This window comes from Sphingomonas sp. (assembly GCF_019635455.1).
In the GTDB taxonomy this organism is placed as follows: Bacteria; Pseudomonadota; Alphaproteobacteria; order Sphingomonadales; family Sphingomonadaceae; genus Sphingomonas.
In genome coordinates this window covers 178,331-194,070 of record NZ_JAHBZJ010000002.1, presented here as the reverse complement: position 1 = coordinate 194,070, position 15,740 = coordinate 178,331, and the positions used below count along the sequence as shown (strand labels likewise).

Below are 15,740 nucleotides of genomic sequence, written 5' to 3'. Positions count from 1 at the left end.
GGTGCGGCCCTCCCGGGGTTCCTCCTGCGGACGACTGGGCCGGTGGCATCCCCACCGGCCCGTTTTTTTTAGCGCAGGTCCGCCCGGACGAAATCGGCGCAACGCTCACCGATCATGATGCTCGGCGCGTTGGTGTTGCCGCCGATCAGCCGCGGCATCACCGACGCGTCGGCGACATACAGCCCCTCCACGCCGCGCACGCGCAGGTGCGGATCGCACACCGCGTCGGCATCCGATCCCATGCGCGCGGTGCCGACCGGGTGATAGATGGTATCGGCGCGTGCGCGGATCAGCCGCTCCAGCGTTTCGTCGTCGTCGAACGGATAGCGATCCTTGCCGCCATAATCGGCGAGCGGCGCCTGTTCGAGGATGCGGTACATCATCCGCGTGCCGTGCATCAGCGCGGCCAGGTCGCGCGGATCGCTCAGGAATCGCGGATCGATCAGCGGCGCGGCGCGCGGATCGAGCGACTTCAGCCGCACCGTCCCCCGGCTCTCCGGTCGCAGGACGCACGCATGGCAGCTATAGCCATGGGCCGTCACCTTTGCGCGGCCATGATCCTCGACGATCGCGATCAGGAAATGCAGCTGGATGTCGGGCGCGGGGAGCGACGGGTCGCTGCGCAGGAACGCGCCGCCCTCGGCAAAGGGCGACGTCATCACCCCACTGCGCGAGCGGAACCAGCGCCACATCGCCCCCAGCCCGCTCAACGATCCCATCAGCGACCGCCCGAGAAAGGCGCGCCCGCGCGTCTCGAACGCGGCGACATAGTCAAGATGGTCCTGAAGGTTTCCGCCCACCTCGTCGCGGGCCACGCGCACCGGCAGGCCCAGTTCGGCAAGGTGCGCGCCCGGCCCGATTCCCGACAGCATCAGCGTCTGTGCGGTGCCGAACACGCCGCCCGCCAGCACCACGGCGCGGCGCGCCCGGATCATCCGCGTCGTGCCGTCGCGCGTATAGGCGACGCCCCATATGCGTCCTTCCTCGAACAGGATGCGCTCGACCGTCGCCTCGCAGATCACCTCCAGATTCGGGCGTTCGGCCAGATAGCCGCGCGCCGCGGTCCAGCGTTCGCCGCCGCGTTGTGTGACCTGATACAGACCCACGCCCTCCTGCCGCGGGCCGTTGAAATCGTCGTTGCGGGGGATCTGCAACGAAGCCGCAGCGTCGATAAAGGCGCGGGTGCCGGGATTGACGAAGCTCTGGTCGCTGACGTGCAACGGGCCGTCCGCGCCATGAAACGCATCGGCGCCGCGCGCATTCGCCTCACTGCGGCGGAACACCGGCAAGACGTCTTCCCAGGCCCAGCCGGTACAGCCCAGCGCCGCCCAATGATCATAGTCCCAGGGGTGGCCGCGAATGTAGAGCATCGCGTTGATCGCGCTCGATCCCCCCAGGCCGCGCCCGCGCGGCTGATAACCGCGCCGCCCGTTCAGCCCCGGTTGGGGGACCGTTTCGAACCCCCAGTTGGTTGCCGGCGTCTGCATCGCGATCGCGCCGGGCATCAGCGTGCGAAAGCCGGTGTTGCGCCCGCCCGCCTCGATCACCGCGACGCTGTATTTTCCGTCCTCGCTCAGCCGGCCCGCGGCCGCGCTGCCGCCCGATCCGGCCCCGATGACGACGATATCGGCTTCTTCCATCGTGTTCGAGCCTTTGGCTAGGCGGTTCCGGCCCGCTCCCCCGTCCGGTCCCCCACAGAGGGGGCGGTGGAGACGGCCGGTCGGGCAAGCGGGGCGGAGCCGTGATCCGCGCTGGCGGACCGTTGCCGACACCCCTCTTCCCGCGCCAGCCAGCGCGCCTTGATCGTCTCCGATGTATCGCGACTGCCGTCATGGCTCCACCCCGGTGGTGCGAACATATAGCGCCAGCGGGCGTGCCAGTTCGGGGCGCTCCATACGTCCTTCGCGATTCCCCACCATTCGTGGAACGCCGCGCGGATCAGGTTGAAATCCGGCAGGTTGTGGACGATGCCATAGCGCGGCCGCTCGTCGTCGCGTTCGGGTTCGAACGTCCCGAACATCCGGTCCCAGATGATGAAGACCCCGGCATAATTCTTGTCGAGATAGCGCGGGTTCGTCGCGTGATGGACGCGGTGGTGCGAGGGGGTGTTCATCACCGCCTCGAACCAGCGCGGCATCCGCCCGATCACCTCGGTATGGATCCAGAATTGATAGACGAGGTTCACCCCCGCCACGAAAAACACCATCGCCGGCGGAAAGCCGATCAGGAACAGCGGCAGCCGGAACAGAAAGGTCAGGCTGAAAAACCCGGTCCAGGTCTGCCGTAATGCGGTGGACAGATTATAATGCTGCGAACTGTGATGGATGACGTGGCTTGCCCAGAACCAGCGTACCCGATGCGCGGAACGGTGAAACGCATAATAGGCCAGGTCGTCGAGCACGAACGCGACCACGAACCAGTACCACGCCCAGGAGATGTCGAAGAGGCGGTACCGGTACACCCCCACCGCCATCGCGAACACCAGTCCGCCGGCCAGTACCCCGGCGATCGTGCTGCCGAACCCCAGCAGCAGCGAGGTGAGCGTGTCGCGCGGGCAATAGCGGCTGCGATCCTTCCACCGCGCGACCGCCATCTCCGCCAGCACCAGCAGGATGAAGGCCGGCACCGCCAGGTCGACCGGGTTGGGCAGCTTGGGCATCGCTCTCCTTACACGGATGTAAATAAGCGAGAGAGGCAATGCGGTGCAAGACGGCAACGCATGTCAGTCACCCAATATCTCCGCAAAACGGCGCGCGGCCGCCGTGTCGGCGACGGTGATGCGGACCAGCGTTTCCGGCGCGGTGGCGATCGTCACCACGGTGCCGTCGCCATCGCTCAGCATCGCGATGCGGGCGCCGGCGATCCGCTGTGCGCGGTAGCGCGCGCCCATCGGCTCGATCAGCACGCAATCGCCCGGCCCGCTGGTCGCGGCGGCGTGCGCGCCGCTGGCGGACACGATGCCGGCGCGTCCCGTGAACCCGGTCACCATCGCGTCGGCGATCGCGACCGCGTCTTCGCCCGACGCGATCGGACGGGGACCGCCCAGCCGCAGCAGCCGCGCGACGCCGGCGAGCGCCAGCACCGCCGCGAGCGAGCCGGCGGTCAGCGCCCAGTTCACGCCTTGCCCGACAAGGCGTCGAGCATCGGGCGCAGGCCGGTGATGTCGTAGCCGGCACCGGCAGCCTTGCCGATCATCTCGTCCGCCGGCCGGCCCCGGCTCGCCTCGCTCAGCGCCCACAGGTTGGTGGAGCGGGTTCCCGACCGGCAAAAGGCGAGCACGGGTCCGCCGGCCGCATCGATCGCGTCGCGCATCGCCGCGACCTGCGGCGCGGAAAAGCCGGCGGAGGTGACGGGGATCGCATGATAGGCCAGGCCCATCGTCTCGGCGACGGTGCGGATCGCGGCGCCCGACGGCTGCCCCGGTTCCTCGTCGTCGGGGCGGTTGCAGATGATCGCCCTGAACCCCGCGCGCGCGATTTCGGTCACGTCGGCGGGGTCGATCTGCGGCGACACGGTGATCGTCTCGTCGATCCTGCGCAATTCCATGCTCGACTCCTTCCTATTGCCCGCCCGGCCGGGTTTCGGCGACCGGTTCCTTGTCCGCCCAACCCTTCATCAGGTCCTGGGCGCGCTTCATTCCGTCATAGACGGGCGTGGTCGCTGCCGACTGGCACCCCAGGTCGTATTTGACCTGCATCGCCGGCTCTGCGCCCCAGCTGATCACGCCATAGGGCATGTCGGTGATCCGCCGCTCGCACGGCAGCTTTTCGCCCGCATAGCGCCGACCCGGCGACAGCAGCTTCGCGACCTGGGCATAGCCGGCGCGTCCGGCGCTGATCCGCTTGGTCTTCAGCACATAGTCGCGAAAGTCCTTGGTCGCGCCTTCATCGGCATAGGTGAACACGCCTTCGCCTTGCGGGGTCAGCGTCCATGCAAAGAGCGGCTTGCCCCAGCTCTTGATCGTCAGGCCGACGGTCTCGCCCGGCCCGGTACCGGCGGCGGGGCCGGGCGCGGGCGCACAGCCGAGCAGCGCGGCCCCCAGCATCAGGATCATTGGCTTATGCATCGACGGCCTCGTGAACGACCTCAAGAAAGATGTCGCCATAGGATGCCAGCTTGGCCGCGCCAATGCCGGGGATGCGCGACAGATCGGCCAGCGTCGCCGGCCGGGCGCTCGCCATCTCGCGCAGCACCGAATCGTGAAAGATGACATAGGGCGGAACGCCGCGCTCCTGCGCCAGGATCCGCCGCCGCTCGCGCAGCGCGTCGAACAGCGGATCGCCGACCGGGTTGGCGCCGCCCGCCACCGCGCCCCCGCGCCGCCGCTCGCGCTTGGGCGGCACGATCAGCGACAGCTCCGCTTCGCCCTTCAGGATCGCGCGCGCCGCCGGCCCGAATTCGAGTCCCCCGTGCGGATTGGTGCGCAGCGCGTCGCGCAGCAACAGCGCGCGGCCGACCGGTTTCAGCAATGCCGCCTCCTCCCCCTCGACAATGCCCCAGACCGACAGGGCCTCATGCCCGTTCATCAGGCTGCGCTCGCTCGACTGGCCGGTGAGCACGCTTTCGACATAGCCGGTGCCGAACATCTGTCCGGTGCGGAACACGGCGGAAAGATATTTCTGGGCGAGCACACTGGCGTCCAGCGCGGCCGGCGGCGACAGGCAATTGTCGCAATTGCCGCAGCGCGCGGGCGGATCCTCGCCGAAATGGCGCAGCAGGATCGCGCGACGACATCCCGCCGTTTCCACCAGCGCGCCCATCGCGTTGAGCCGGGCGCGCTCGCCCGCCTGTCGCCCCGCCTCGACCTCGCCGATCCGCTGGCGTGCGCGCGCGAAATCGTCCGCGCCCCAGTAGAGCTGGGCGACCGCCGGATCGCCGTCGCGCCCGGCGCGCCCGGTTTCCTGATAATAGGCCTCGACCGATTTGGGCAGGCCGGCATGAACGACGAAGCGGACGTCCGGCTTGTCGATCCCCATACCGAAAGCCACCGTTGCGACGATCACCATGTCCTCGCTCGCGACGAACGCCGCCTGGTTGCGCTTGCGCACGGCGGGATCCAGCCCGGCATGGTAGGGCGCGACCGGGCGCCCGGTCGATGCGAGCTTTTCGGCCAGCCTCTCCACCGCGTTGCGGGTCGGCGCATAGACGATGCCGGGGCCGCTCTGGCCGGCGATGAACTCGGCGATCTGGCGGGTGCCATTGTCGCGCGGCGCGATCGCGTAGCGGATGTTGGGCCGGTCGAACCCGGCGACGATCAGCCCGTCGGCGGCGATGCCCAGCTGGTCGAGAATGTCGGCGCGGGTATGTGCGTCGGCGGTGGCGGTCAGCGCCAGGCGCGGCACATCCGGAAACGCGTCCATCAACGGGCGCAACAGGCGATAGTCGGGGCGGAAGTCATGGCCCCATTCGCTCACGCAATGCGCCTCGTCGATCGCGAACAGCGCGATCCGCGCGGCGCGAAGCAGGTTCCGGAACCCCTCGCCCGACGCGCGTTCGGGCGCGACGTACAACAGATCGAGATCGCCGGCCCGGAACCGCTCGATCGTCTCCGCGCGATTTTCGTCCACGCTGGTCAGCGTCGCGGCGCGAATGCCCAGCGCGTCGGCCGCGCGCAGCTGGTCGTGCATCAGCGCGATCAGCGGGGAGACGACCACGCACGTCCCCTCCATCATCACCGCCGGCAGCTGATAGGTAAGCGACTTTCCCGCCCCGGTCGGCATGACCGCTAGCGTCCGCTCTCCGCCCAGCACGCGATCGATCACCTGCGCCTGGACGCCACGAAAATCAGAAAAGCCGAAGGTCGTCTTGAGGATGTCGCGGGGGGTCATGCCGCGGGGATATAACCATTCTCCACGAGAAAAGCGCGCAGTGCGGCAGGATAATCGGGATAGGCGATTTCCTTTCCCTCGGGGCAGTTGGCGTCGGCGTCGCGCGCGACCTTGCACCCTTCGGGCCACACCCCGGTCAGCTTGTTGTAATGCGACAGGACGATCGGCCAGGCGGCGTCGAACTGTCCGGTGCGTGCGGCCATGGCGGCATAGGCCGCGCACGCGCCGTTGGGAAACTTGCCACTGGCGCAGACCTTTCGCGTTTCCGCCATCGGTTTGGCGAACACGGCGCGAAAACGCGGTTCGCCGGTCACGTCCACCGCCTTGTCGCCGACGACATTCAGCACCCGGGGCGGCGCATAGCTGGCGGCATAGCTTTCGAAGGCGTAGAGGAAATTGTCGTCGGTCACGACGAAATCGAGCGTGCCGTCGCCATCGACGTCGCGCGGCCAGCCGATGTCCATCCCGTCATAACTGCCCAGATCGACCACCTTCAGGCCATCGGGGCCGGGCGTCACCACGCGCATCTGCTCGCAACAATGCATGCCGCCGGTATAGCTCTGAAAGAACGCCGCCGCCGGCCCGCCACGCGTCAGCGGCCCCAGCATCAGGATGTTCTGCATCGGCGAGCCTTCCAGCTCGACCTTCGCCCCGTCGGTGCGGACGATGGTGAGCATGGGGTTGACGTCCCCTTCCTCACAATCGTCGCCCAGCGGCGCGCATTGCACGCGGTCGAAAATCGCGGTCAGATCGCCATAGCGATAGAGTTTGCGCCCCTCGCCCATCGTCCAGCTGATCTTCTGGCCGGCGCGGACCACTTTGCCCGGCGGCCCCGCGCTGGCCAGGAACATAAGCCCGCACACCAACATCATCAGGCGAAGTTTCACGGCGTTGCCCTCCAGTCGCGATGCGCTACCATCGGCCGGTTTCCGCGACAATCGGGAGGATGCAGATGGAATCTGACACGGTTCGCGACAATCGCGACAGGCACCGGTTCGAAATCGAGGTGGAGGGGCATACCGCCCATGCCGATTATACGATCGACGATGGAGTGATCACCTTTACCCACACGCTGGTGCCGCCCGCGCTGGAAGGACGCGGCATCGCCAGCCGGCTGATCCGCCACGCGCTGGGCGATGCGCGTGCGCGCGGCCTGAAGGTGGTGCCGCAATGCCCCTTCGTCGCCGCCTATATCGAAAAACATCCCGAATGGGCGGATCTGCTGGCCTAGGCGGTGTTCGCATGCGGCGGCGAAACGGCAATCCTCAACGTAAGTGCCGCCTAGAGGCCGAGCGTTTTTTCCAGCCAGCGTGCGGCCTGTTCGGGCGACCGCTTGTCGGTGTCGCGATCGACCATGTAATTGGCCTGGCGCATCGCCGCGACGGGAATGGCCCCGACCAGCGGGCGCAGCGCGGCGAGGAAGCGGGCGTTGTCCGCCTGTCCGGGCGCGACCAGCAGGATCGCGTCATAGCCCGGGATTGCGCCCTTCGGATCGGTCAGCACGCGCAACCGCTCCGCCGCGATCCGGCCGTCGGATGAAAAGGCGGGGATGACGTCCGCCGCCCCGCTCACCAGCGCGCGATACATGAAGGTCGGCTGATAGGGCCGCGCCGATTTGAACCGCAGGCCATAGGCGTCGCGCACCGCCCGCCATTCGGGACGTTCGAGAAATTCGATATCGGTGGCCAGGTTCAACTGCGGCGCCTGCCGGGCAAGGTCGGCGATCGACGCGATGCCCCGCCGTTTCGCATCATCGTCGCGCATCGCGAAGGCGTAGGCGTTTTCGAACCCCAGCGCGCCCACCATGCCGACGCCATGGGCCTCGCGCGCCCAGCGCCCGACGCCGGCGACGATCCGCGCGCGGGACGGCACATCGCCGCGTCGCATCTGGTTGGTCCAGATCGTCCCCGAATAGTCGACATAGGCGTCGATATCGTCACCGGCCAGCGCGCCGAACGCGACCGCCGAACCCAGGCCCTCGCGATATTCGACCCGATATCCGGCACCTTCGAGCCGGTGGCCGATCAGCCGCGCAAGGATATATTGTTCGGAAAACCCCTTTGCTCCGATCACCACCGTCCGGCCGCCCGCAACAGGGGCGAGCGCCACCGCCGCGGCGCAGATCGCCGCGAGCAGCGTCCCCGCGCTCATCCGCACCAGCATCGGCTGGCGATCGCGGATGCCGCGTTCGGCGACCGACAGGATCAGGTCCACGCCCATGGCGAGCGCCGCCGCGCCGATGCATCCGGCCAGGACGAGCGCCCAGTTCTGCGTCTGGAGCCCCGCAAAGATCAGGTCGCCCAGGCTGGGCTGGCCGACGGTGGTGGACAATGTCGCCGCGCCGATCGTCCAGACCGCGGCGGTGCGGATCCCCGCCATGACCACGGGCGCGACGAGCGGCGCCTGCACCAGCCACAGCTTCTGGCGAGGGGTCATGCCCACGCCGTCCGCCGCCTCGACGATCGCCGGGTCGAGCGTGGCGAGTCCGGTCACCCCGTTTCGCAGCACCGGCAGGATCGCATAGAGGGTGAGTGCGAGCAGGGCCGGCAGAAAGCCGAGCGCGGGCAGCCAGTCCCCGACCAGTCCGCGCATGCCGAGCAGCAGCGGATAGAAGAGCGCGAGCAGGGCGAGCGAGGGGATCGTCTGCACCAGGCTCGCGCCGCCCAGCGCCAGCTGCCCGAGCTGGGGGTGCCGTGCCGCCGCGACCGCGAGCGGCAGGCTGATCGCGACGCCCAGCGCAAGCGCTGCCATCGCCAGCAGCAAATGGCTGGCCATCAATTCGGGAACCCGGGCGAACGCGCCGCTCATGGCTGTAACCCGGCGAGTCGGCGGGCCTGCGCCATCGGCACCGCGATCAGCGCCTCGGCCTCGGGACCGCCCATGCCACCGATCAGCTGGGCGGGCGTCGCATCGGCGACGATCCGGCCATGCGCCATCACCAGCACCCGATCGGCGAGCAGCAGCGCCTCGGCCATGTCGTGCGTCACCAACAGGGTGGTGAGGCCCAGCCGGTCGTGCAGCGCGCGGACCGAGCGGCCGAGCGCGTCGCGCGTGACGGGATCGAGCGCGCCGAACGGCTCGTCCATCAGCATCAGGCCCGGCGCGGTGGCGAGCGCGCGGGCGACGCCCACCCGCTGGCGCTGTCCGCCCGAAAGCTGATCGGGCATGCGCGCGCCGGCATCGGCGGGCAGATCGACCAGCGCCAACAGCTCCGCGACGCGTGCGCCATTGTCGCGCGATCCGCCGACGCGCAGCGCGATCGCGATATTCTCCGCCACGCTCAGATGGGGAAACAGGCCGATATTCTGAAACACATAGCCGATTCGCCGCCGCAGCAGATGGGGTGGCTGCGCACGGACATCGGCATCGCCGACCCGCACGCACCCGCTGTCGGGATCCACCAGCCGGTTGATCGTCTTGAGCAGGGTCGATTTGCCCGATCCGGATGTGCCGACCAGCGCGACGAAGCTGTTCGCCGCGATCGTCACCTCGACGCCGTCGAGCGCGCAGGTCGCGCCATAGCGCTTCGTCACATGTTCGAGCGTGACCGCAGGACCGGTTTGCGCTGGCATCGCGCGCCGTTGTGGGGGATGAAGACGCCAAGGTCAAAAATAGAGGGGTGGGTATGGAGTCGATCTTCATCACCGGGGGCGGATCCGGAATCGGGCGGGCGGTGGCGCAGCTGTTCGCCGCGCGCGGCTGGCGGATCGGCCTCGCCGACGTCAACGAGGCGGGGATGCGCGAAACGGCGGCGCTGCTCGGCGACGCGCCGGTCACCATGCATCTGCTCGACGTGCGCGACCGCGATGCCTGGGGCCGGGTGCTCGCGGACTTTACCGCAGCCAGCGGCGGACGGCTCGACGTGTTGTTCAACAATGCCGGGGTGGGGGTCGGCGGGGTGTTCGCCGAGACCAGCGTCGAGGAACTGCAACGCTGCGTCGACATCAACCTGATGGGCGTGGTCTGGGGCGCACATGCCGGCTACCCCTATCTCAAGGCGAGTCGCGGCTGCCTGCTCAACACCGCGTCGGCGGCGGGCATCTATGGCACGGGCGGCGTCGCCATCTATTCGGCGACCAAATTCGCGGTCCGCGGGCTGACCGAATCGCTCGACGGCGAATGGACGGCGCAGGGAATCCGGGTCCGCGCGCTGCTGCCCAGCTTCATCGATACCGCGATCCTTGACGGCACCCCGGTCGGCAGCAACGAAAGCATGCGCCAGCGGGTGCGCGCGGCGAGGCTGGAATTCACCCCCGTCGAAACCGCGGCGCAGGCGGCGTGGGACGCGGTGCATGGCGACCGGCTGCTGACCCTGGTCGGCAAGACCGCGCGGCGGATGTGGTTCGCCTCCCGCTTCATGCGCGGTTCGATGCGGCGGACTGCGCGCGGAAACGCCTGAATCGCGATCAGGCGGGGCGGTGCAGACTTCCCGCCCAGGCATAGCCGCGCAATAGCGGTTCGAACCCCGGAAGCTGGTCGCGATTGCGCCCGACATGGCGCAGCGCGACCGGCAGTTCGCGGCGCGGGCTGACGTGAAAGCGCGCCAGCCATGCGAACAGCAGGCGGCGCCACCACGCCGGCAGGCGTTCCTGCTGCCCGAAATCGACGATGTGAAGCACGCCGGCGGGGGCGAGCGCCGCCGCGCCCATGTCGATCGCGCCCAGCCAGTCGGGGATCATCGACAAGGTGTAGCTGAGGAAAATCCGGTCGAACGCCGCGATACCGAACAAGGTCTGCGGATCGAATCCGGCGGCGTCGCCGCGCGCCAGCCGGATCCGGTCCGACAGGCCGGCGCGGGCAACTTTTTCCCGCGCGGTCGCCAGCATCGCTTCGGAAATGTCGAGCCCGTAAAAGCGCGCGTCGGGCCAGCGCCGCGCCGCCGCGATCAGGTTGCGCGCGGTGCCGCAGCCGATTTCCAGCACGGTTCCGCCGCCCGGCGGCTCCAGCCGGTCGATCAGCCGATCGCGCCCCAGCAGATAATATTTGCGGGTGAGATCATAGATATGCCGCTGCGCCGCATAGGCGGTGTCCATCCGCGCGGCATGCTGCGCGGTTCCGCTCATGGATTGAGGTGATACAGATGCACGCCGCCATAAATGGCCGATCGGTCGCGGCGCGTGAAGTCCAGCGATTGCGCCTCGGGATAGGTCCAGCGGGCCAGGATCGCGTCCGGGACGCGACCGGGCAGCAGGCTGGGCGCGGCGGCGGTGCGGAACAGCACGCGCGCGCCGGGCCGGGCGGTGCGCGTGATCTCGCCCCACAGCCTGGCGAGCTGCGCGTCGGTCATCCAGTCCTGCGCGTCGAGCAGGACATAGCGGTCGAGCGCGGCGTCGGGCATCGATTCGAGATAATCGACCATATTCTGATGGCGCAGGTCGATCCGTTCGGCGCGATCGCGCACCGCGTCGTAATTCGCGGCGCGCAGATAGGGGGGCAGGGGGGCGTCGGGCGCCCGGCCATAGCCGCGCCCGAATGCCTGCCAGGCGAAATAATTGTCCGACAGCGCGAAATCGCACGCCAGCTTTTCCAGCCGCGCGCGCAGCACCGCGCCGATGCCGCGCGGATCGTCGCCGGCCAGCGCCTCATATTGGGCGGGCGGAATGCCCAGGCCGAACAGCGATGCCGGCTGGTCGATCAGCCATCGCACGAACCGCTTGTCGAACATCGGCGCCATCCGCGTTTCGAAGATCGCGCGCTGTTCCTCGATGCTTTGCGCGGCGAGCAGGTCGCGCGGATCGATCCGGTAGAGTTTCGCCAGCAGGTGCGCCGCGCCGATAAAGCCGCCGAGCAGCCCACGCTTGTAGAATCCGCCGGCGAATCCGCCGATCCGCCGCCGCCCGGCCAGGTCGCGCCCCTCCCAATAGCGGCGGGTCGTCTCGTCAAGATGCGGGCGCAGCCACTGGCGATAGGCGGCGATGTTCTCCCGTCGGTCGGCCTCGCCGAAGAACCGGTGAAAGGTCGAATGATCGGGCAGGTGGTGCAGCGCCGCGAGCTTGAGCCGGCCCAGCGCGACATGCGCGGTATTGAGGTCCACCGCCGTGATCCGCGCGGGATCGGCGGTGAGGTAGGACAGCATGTTGCACCCGCCGCTGGCGATCGTCACGACATGGCAGGCCGGGGTGATCCCCAGCGCCTCCATGTCCACCTCCGGGTCTTCCCAGATCTGCGCATAGACCAGACCGCGAAAGGCGAAGGTGAAGGCGCGCTCGAGCAGACCCTCCCGGCTCAGCTGTCCGTGGCGATGCACCGCGCCGCGTACCGCGCGGTTGCCGGGAAGAGGGGCGGATCCGGCCATGTGCGACTCCCGATTGCCGTGTCGAGGGAATGACGATTCCCCCGCGCCTAGCCGGGGCGCATGTCAGTCGCGTGTAATCCGCGTGTCAGTCCGGTGACGGGGCGCCGGTTCAATCGCGGCAATAGCCCTCGCCCGGGGCGATGGTCAGGCAATCCTTCTTGCCGGCGAGATATTTGAGGCCGGTTGCGTCGCCATCGGTCGGCACGGCTTCCTTGGTTCCGTCCGGGCGGATGAAGGCGATCCCCTTCTTTGTCGCATAGGCTTCGAACGTCCCCTCCATATCGTCGTCCAGGCCCCAGCGGTTGGTCACCTTGTACCGGCCGGCGCGGGGGCCATCCTTGCGGATGTCGAGGATCATCCCCTCGACCCCGGCCCATTTGCCGATCCATCCGTCACGGCTGGGTGCCTGTTGCGAATCGTCGCGGGCCTCGCCGATGGCGGTGGCGTTCTCTGCCGCCGCCTCGGCATTGGCGACCGCATTTTCGACCAGCGCGGCTTCTTCCTCATTGGTCATGCCGCCGCAACCGGCCAGCGCGACGGCCGCCCCGATCATCATCCAGCGCATCGCCGCTCCTTTCGCTGCCCGAACTTCATGTCCGGTGTAGCCATAACCGAGCCGAGCGCCTAGAGAGCGCGCATTCTTTCCAGTCACGGGGTCGAACGCTCTTCCCATGCGCATCGCCATCGCTTCGGATCATGCCGCGATCGAGCTCAAGTCGGCGCTTGCCGGCTGGCTGCGGGAAGAGGGGCATGCGGTCGCGGATCTGGGGCCGGACAGCGCCGACAGCGTCGATTATCCCGATTACGGATACCGGCTCGCCGCCGCCATCGCCGCGGGCGAGGCGGAACGCGGCATCGCGCTGTGCGGGTCGGGCATCGGCATCTCGATCGCGGTCAACCGCAACCCGGCGACGCGATGCGCCCTGGTGTCGGAGCCGCTCTCCGCCGCGCTGGCGCGCGAACATAACGACGCGAACGTCATCGCGATGGGCGCCCGGCTGATCGGCGTCGAGATGGCGAAGGCCTGCGTCACCGCGTTTCTCGCCACCGGCTTCGGCGGCGCCCGGCACCAGCGCCGCGTGGACAAGCTGTCCGCACCGGCCCTCTGAGGATCAATAGATGAGCACCAATCCCGTCACCACCGTCCAGCCCGATGGCTTTTTCACCCGCAACCTGGCCGATGCCGATCCGGCGGTCTTTGCCGGCGTGCGCCACGAGCTGGAGCGCGAACAGTATCAGATCGAGCTGATCGCATCGGAAAACATCGTGTCGAAGGCGGTTCTGGAGGCGCAGGGCAGCGTCTTCACCAACAAATATGCCGAGGGTTATCCGGGCAAGCGCTATTATCAGGGTTGTCACCCGTCGGACGAGGTCGAGCAGCTCGCCATCGACCGGGCCAAGCAGCTGTTCGGCTGCGACTATGCGAACGTGCAGCCGCATTCGGGCGCGCAGGCGAACGGCGCGGTAATGCTGGCGCTGGCCAAACCGGGCGACACGATCATGGGCCTCAGCCTCGATGCGGGCGGCCACCTTACCCATGGCGCGAAGGCGGCGATGAGCGGCAAATGGTTCAACGCCGTGCAATATGGCGTGACGCCCGACACGCACCTGATCGATTATGACGCGGTCGAGGCGCTGGCGAAGGAACATCGGCCGCGCGTCATCATCACCGGCGGATCGGCCTATCCCCGGCATATTGATTTCGCGCGATTCCGTGCGATCGCCGATGCCGTGGACGCGATCTTCATGGTCGATATGGCGCATTTCGCGGGGCTGGTCGCGGGGGGTGTCCATCCGACGCCGTTCGGCCATGCGCATGTCGTGACCACCACCACCCACAAGACGCTGCGCGGACCGCGTGGCGGCGCGATCTTCACCAACGACGAGGCGATCGCGAAAAAGGTCAATTCGGCGGTCTTCCCCGGGCTTCAGGGTGGCCCGCTGATGCATGTGATCGCCGCCAAGGCGGTGGCGTTCGGCGAAGCGCTGCGCCCCGATTTCAAAAGCTATGCCGCCGCCATCGTCGAAAATGCCAAGGTGCTGGCCGCGACGCTCAAGGAACGTGGCTGCAACGTCGTGTCGGGCGGCACCGACACCCATCTGGCGCTGGTCGATCTCACGCCGCTGGGCGTGACCGGCAAGGACGCGGACGAGGCGCTGGAGCGGGCGGCGATCACCTGTAACAAGAACGGCATCCCGAACGACCCCCTGCCGCCGATGAAGACGAGCGGGATCCGCGTGGGATCGCCGGCCGGCACCACCCGCGGCTTCGGCCCCGCCGAGTTTCGGGAGATCGGCAACCTGGTCGCCGACGTGCTCGACGGACTGGCAAAGAATGGCGAAGCCGGCGACGCGCAGGTCGAGGCGAAGGTGCGCGAACGCGTGCGCGCGCTGTGTGAACGCTTCCCGATCTACCCCGAGGCCTGATGCGCTGCCCCTTTTGCGGACATGAAACCAGCCAGGTAAAGGATAGCCGCCCCACCGACGACGGGGCGGCGATCCGGCGGCGGCGCCAGTGCGAAGCCTGCGCCGCGCGCTTCACTACCTTTGAGCGGATTCAGCTGCGTGAACTCACCGTGCTCAAGAGCGAAGAGAAGCGCGAGCCGTTCGATCGCGACAAGCTGATCCGCTCGGTCTCGCTCGCCTGCCGCAAACGGCCGATCGACGCGGCGCAGATCGAAAAGCTGGTTTCCGGCATCCAGCGCCAGCTGGAGACTCAGGGGGACAGCGAAATCCCCTCGCAGCGGATCGGCGAGATGGTGATGGCGGCGCTCAAGGCACTCGATTCGGTCGCCTATATCCGTTTCGCCAGTGTCTATCGCGACTTCCGCGAGGCGCGCGATTTCGAGGAATTCGCGAGCAGCGTGAACGAGATGGGCAAGGGATGATCACCCCCGTCATCGTACTCGTCCGCCCCCAGCTGGGCGAGAATATCGGCAAGGCGGCGCGCGCCATGCTCAATTTCGGGCTATCCGAAATGCGCCTGGTCACCCCGCGCGACGGCTGGCCCAACCCGTCCGCCGGGCCGGCGGCGAGCGGGGCGGATGTCGTGTTGGAGCAGGCGCGCGTGTTCGACAGCGTCGCCGACGCGGTTGCCGATTGCGAACATGTCTATGCGACGACGGTACGAAAGCGGGGCGTGACCAAGCCGGTGGTGACGCCGCAGGACGCCGCGACGGAGATCCACGCCGCGCCCGGACGCAGCGCGATCCTGTTCGGGCCGGAACGCTCCGGCCTCGAAACCGAGGATGTCGCGCTCGCCCGCGCGATCCTGACCGTGCCGATCAATCCCGAATTCGGCTCGCTCAACCTGGCGCAGGCGGTGATCCTCGTCGCCTATGAATGGTCGAAGGGCTGCGCCCTCGCACAGCCGCCACGCGTCGATCTCGATCCGCCGGCGCCGCAGGTGGAGCTGGAGGGGCTGATCGGCCATTTCGAATCGCTGCTCGGCGACAGCGGCTATTTCTATCCGCCCGATCGCGTGCCGACGACGAAGCTGACGCTGCGCAACCTGCTGACGAAGCCGGGATGGACGGCACAGGAACTGCGTACCTTGCGCGGCGTGCTGTCGGCGCTCGAAGGAAAGAAAAGGGCGCGGGGCTGACGTTTCGCCGCAG

Annotated in this window: 18 protein-coding genes; 6 read left to right on the top strand and 12 right to left on the bottom strand. The window is 68.2% G+C overall.

Annotated elements, in window-relative coordinates:
- Positions 1-68: 68 nt before the first annotated feature.
- From KF783_RS03545 to KF783_RS03515, 7 genes are all read right to left on the bottom strand, one after another.
- Positions 69-1,640 (bottom strand): FAD-dependent oxidoreductase, encoded by a 1,572-nt coding sequence (locus KF783_RS03545; protein WP_294076624.1) that lies wholly within the window; start codon positions 1,638-1,640, stop codon positions 69-71.
- A 17-nt stretch (positions 1,641-1,657) separates the two neighbouring features.
- Positions 1,658-2,659 carry a sterol desaturase family protein gene (locus tag KF783_RS03540; protein WP_294076622.1) on the bottom strand — a complete coding sequence of 334 codons (1,002 nt, stop codon included), beginning with the start codon at positions 2,657-2,659 and terminating at the stop codon, positions 1,658-1,660.
- A gap of 63 nt (positions 2,660-2,722) precedes the next feature.
- Positions 2,723-3,118: a hypothetical protein gene (locus KF783_RS03535; RefSeq protein ID WP_294076621.1), complete on the bottom strand. Its 396-nt coding sequence runs from the start codon at positions 3,116-3,118 to the stop codon at positions 2,723-2,725.
- On the bottom strand, positions 3,115-3,546 hold the full coding sequence (locus KF783_RS03530; protein WP_294076619.1) for a TIGR01244 family sulfur transferase: 432 nt from the start codon (positions 3,544-3,546) through the stop codon (positions 3,115-3,117). Before KF783_RS03530 ends, KF783_RS03535 begins: the two co-directional genes overlap by 4 nt.
- A 13-nt stretch (positions 3,547-3,559) precedes the next feature.
- A complete protein-coding gene (locus KF783_RS03525) occupies positions 3,560-4,054 on the bottom strand; it encodes a hypothetical protein (RefSeq protein ID WP_294076617.1) in 495 nt (164 codons plus the stop codon).
- 4 nt (positions 4,055-4,058) lie between these two features.
- Entirely contained in the window at positions 4,059-5,828 is a 1,770-nt protein-coding gene (gene recQ, locus KF783_RS03520) for a DNA helicase RecQ (protein ID WP_294076616.1), read from the bottom strand.
- Positions 5,825-6,715, bottom strand: coding sequence for a hypothetical protein (locus KF783_RS03515; protein ID WP_294076614.1), 891 nt, complete (start codon positions 6,713-6,715; stop codon positions 5,825-5,827). Before KF783_RS03515 ends, recQ begins: the two co-directional genes overlap by 4 nt.
- 65 nt (positions 6,716-6,780) lie before the next feature.
- Between KF783_RS03515 and KF783_RS03510 the strand changes: the two genes are divergently transcribed.
- A complete protein-coding gene (locus KF783_RS03510; protein WP_294076613.1) occupies positions 6,781-7,059 on the top strand; it encodes a GNAT family N-acetyltransferase in 279 nt (92 codons plus the stop codon).
- A 50-nt stretch (positions 7,060-7,109) separates the two neighbouring features.
- On the opposite strand, the gene KF783_RS03505 is transcribed toward KF783_RS03510, so the two are convergent.
- Positions 7,110-8,636, bottom strand: coding sequence for an ABC transporter permease/substrate-binding protein (locus KF783_RS03505; RefSeq protein ID WP_294076611.1), 1,527 nt, complete (start codon positions 8,634-8,636; stop codon positions 7,110-7,112).
- Positions 8,633-9,400, bottom strand: coding sequence for an ATP-binding cassette domain-containing protein (locus KF783_RS03500; protein ID WP_294076609.1), 768 nt, complete (start codon positions 9,398-9,400; stop codon positions 8,633-8,635). The genes KF783_RS03505 and KF783_RS03500 overlap by 4 nt, the downstream gene beginning before the upstream one ends.
- Positions 9,401-9,447: 47 nt before the next feature.
- Here KF783_RS03500 and KF783_RS03495 point away from each other — a divergent pair, with 47 nt between their 5' ends.
- A complete protein-coding gene (locus KF783_RS03495) occupies positions 9,448-10,227 on the top strand; it encodes an SDR family oxidoreductase (protein WP_294076607.1) in 780 nt (259 codons plus the stop codon).
- Between the two features lie 7 nt (positions 10,228-10,234).
- Here the strand turns inward: KF783_RS03495 and KF783_RS03490 are convergent, their stop codons facing one another.
- From KF783_RS03490 to KF783_RS03480, 3 genes are all read right to left on the bottom strand, one after another.
- Positions 10,235-10,891: a class I SAM-dependent methyltransferase gene (locus tag KF783_RS03490; protein ID WP_294076605.1), complete on the bottom strand. Its 657-nt coding sequence runs from the start codon at positions 10,889-10,891 to the stop codon at positions 10,235-10,237.
- The gene (locus KF783_RS03485; protein WP_294076604.1) at positions 10,888-12,123 is read right to left on the bottom strand and encodes a DUF3419 family protein; all 1,236 of its coding nucleotides are present in this window, start codon (positions 12,121-12,123) and stop codon (positions 10,888-10,890) included. Before KF783_RS03485 ends, KF783_RS03490 begins: the two co-directional genes overlap by 4 nt.
- 109 nt (positions 12,124-12,232) lie before the next feature.
- On the bottom strand, positions 12,233-12,688 hold the full coding sequence (locus KF783_RS03480) for a hypothetical protein (protein WP_294076603.1): 456 nt from the start codon (positions 12,686-12,688) through the stop codon (positions 12,233-12,235).
- A 106-nt stretch (positions 12,689-12,794) separates the two neighbouring features.
- Here KF783_RS03480 and rpiB point away from each other — a divergent pair, with 106 nt between their 5' ends.
- From rpiB to KF783_RS03460, 4 genes are read left to right on the top strand one after another with little or no spacing between them, the layout of a single operon-like run.
- Positions 12,795-13,232 carry a ribose 5-phosphate isomerase B gene (rpiB, locus tag KF783_RS03475; RefSeq protein ID WP_294076602.1) on the top strand — a complete coding sequence of 146 codons (438 nt, stop codon included), beginning with the start codon at positions 12,795-12,797 and terminating at the stop codon, positions 13,230-13,232.
- A 10-nt stretch (positions 13,233-13,242) separates the two neighbouring features.
- Positions 13,243-14,550, top strand: a complete 1,308-nt coding sequence (glyA, locus tag KF783_RS03470; protein WP_294076600.1) for a serine hydroxymethyltransferase — start codon at positions 13,243-13,245, stop codon at positions 14,548-14,550.
- Positions 14,550-15,011 (top strand): transcriptional regulator NrdR, encoded by a 462-nt coding sequence (nrdR, locus tag KF783_RS03465; RefSeq protein WP_294076599.1) that lies wholly within the window; start codon positions 14,550-14,552, stop codon positions 15,009-15,011. Before glyA ends, nrdR begins: the two co-directional genes overlap by 1 nt.
- Positions 15,008-15,727 (top strand): RNA methyltransferase, encoded by a 720-nt coding sequence (locus KF783_RS03460; RefSeq protein WP_294076598.1) that lies wholly within the window; start codon positions 15,008-15,010, stop codon positions 15,725-15,727. The genes nrdR and KF783_RS03460 overlap by 4 nt, the downstream gene beginning before the upstream one ends.
- The last annotated feature ends 13 nt before the right edge of the window (positions 15,728-15,740 follow it).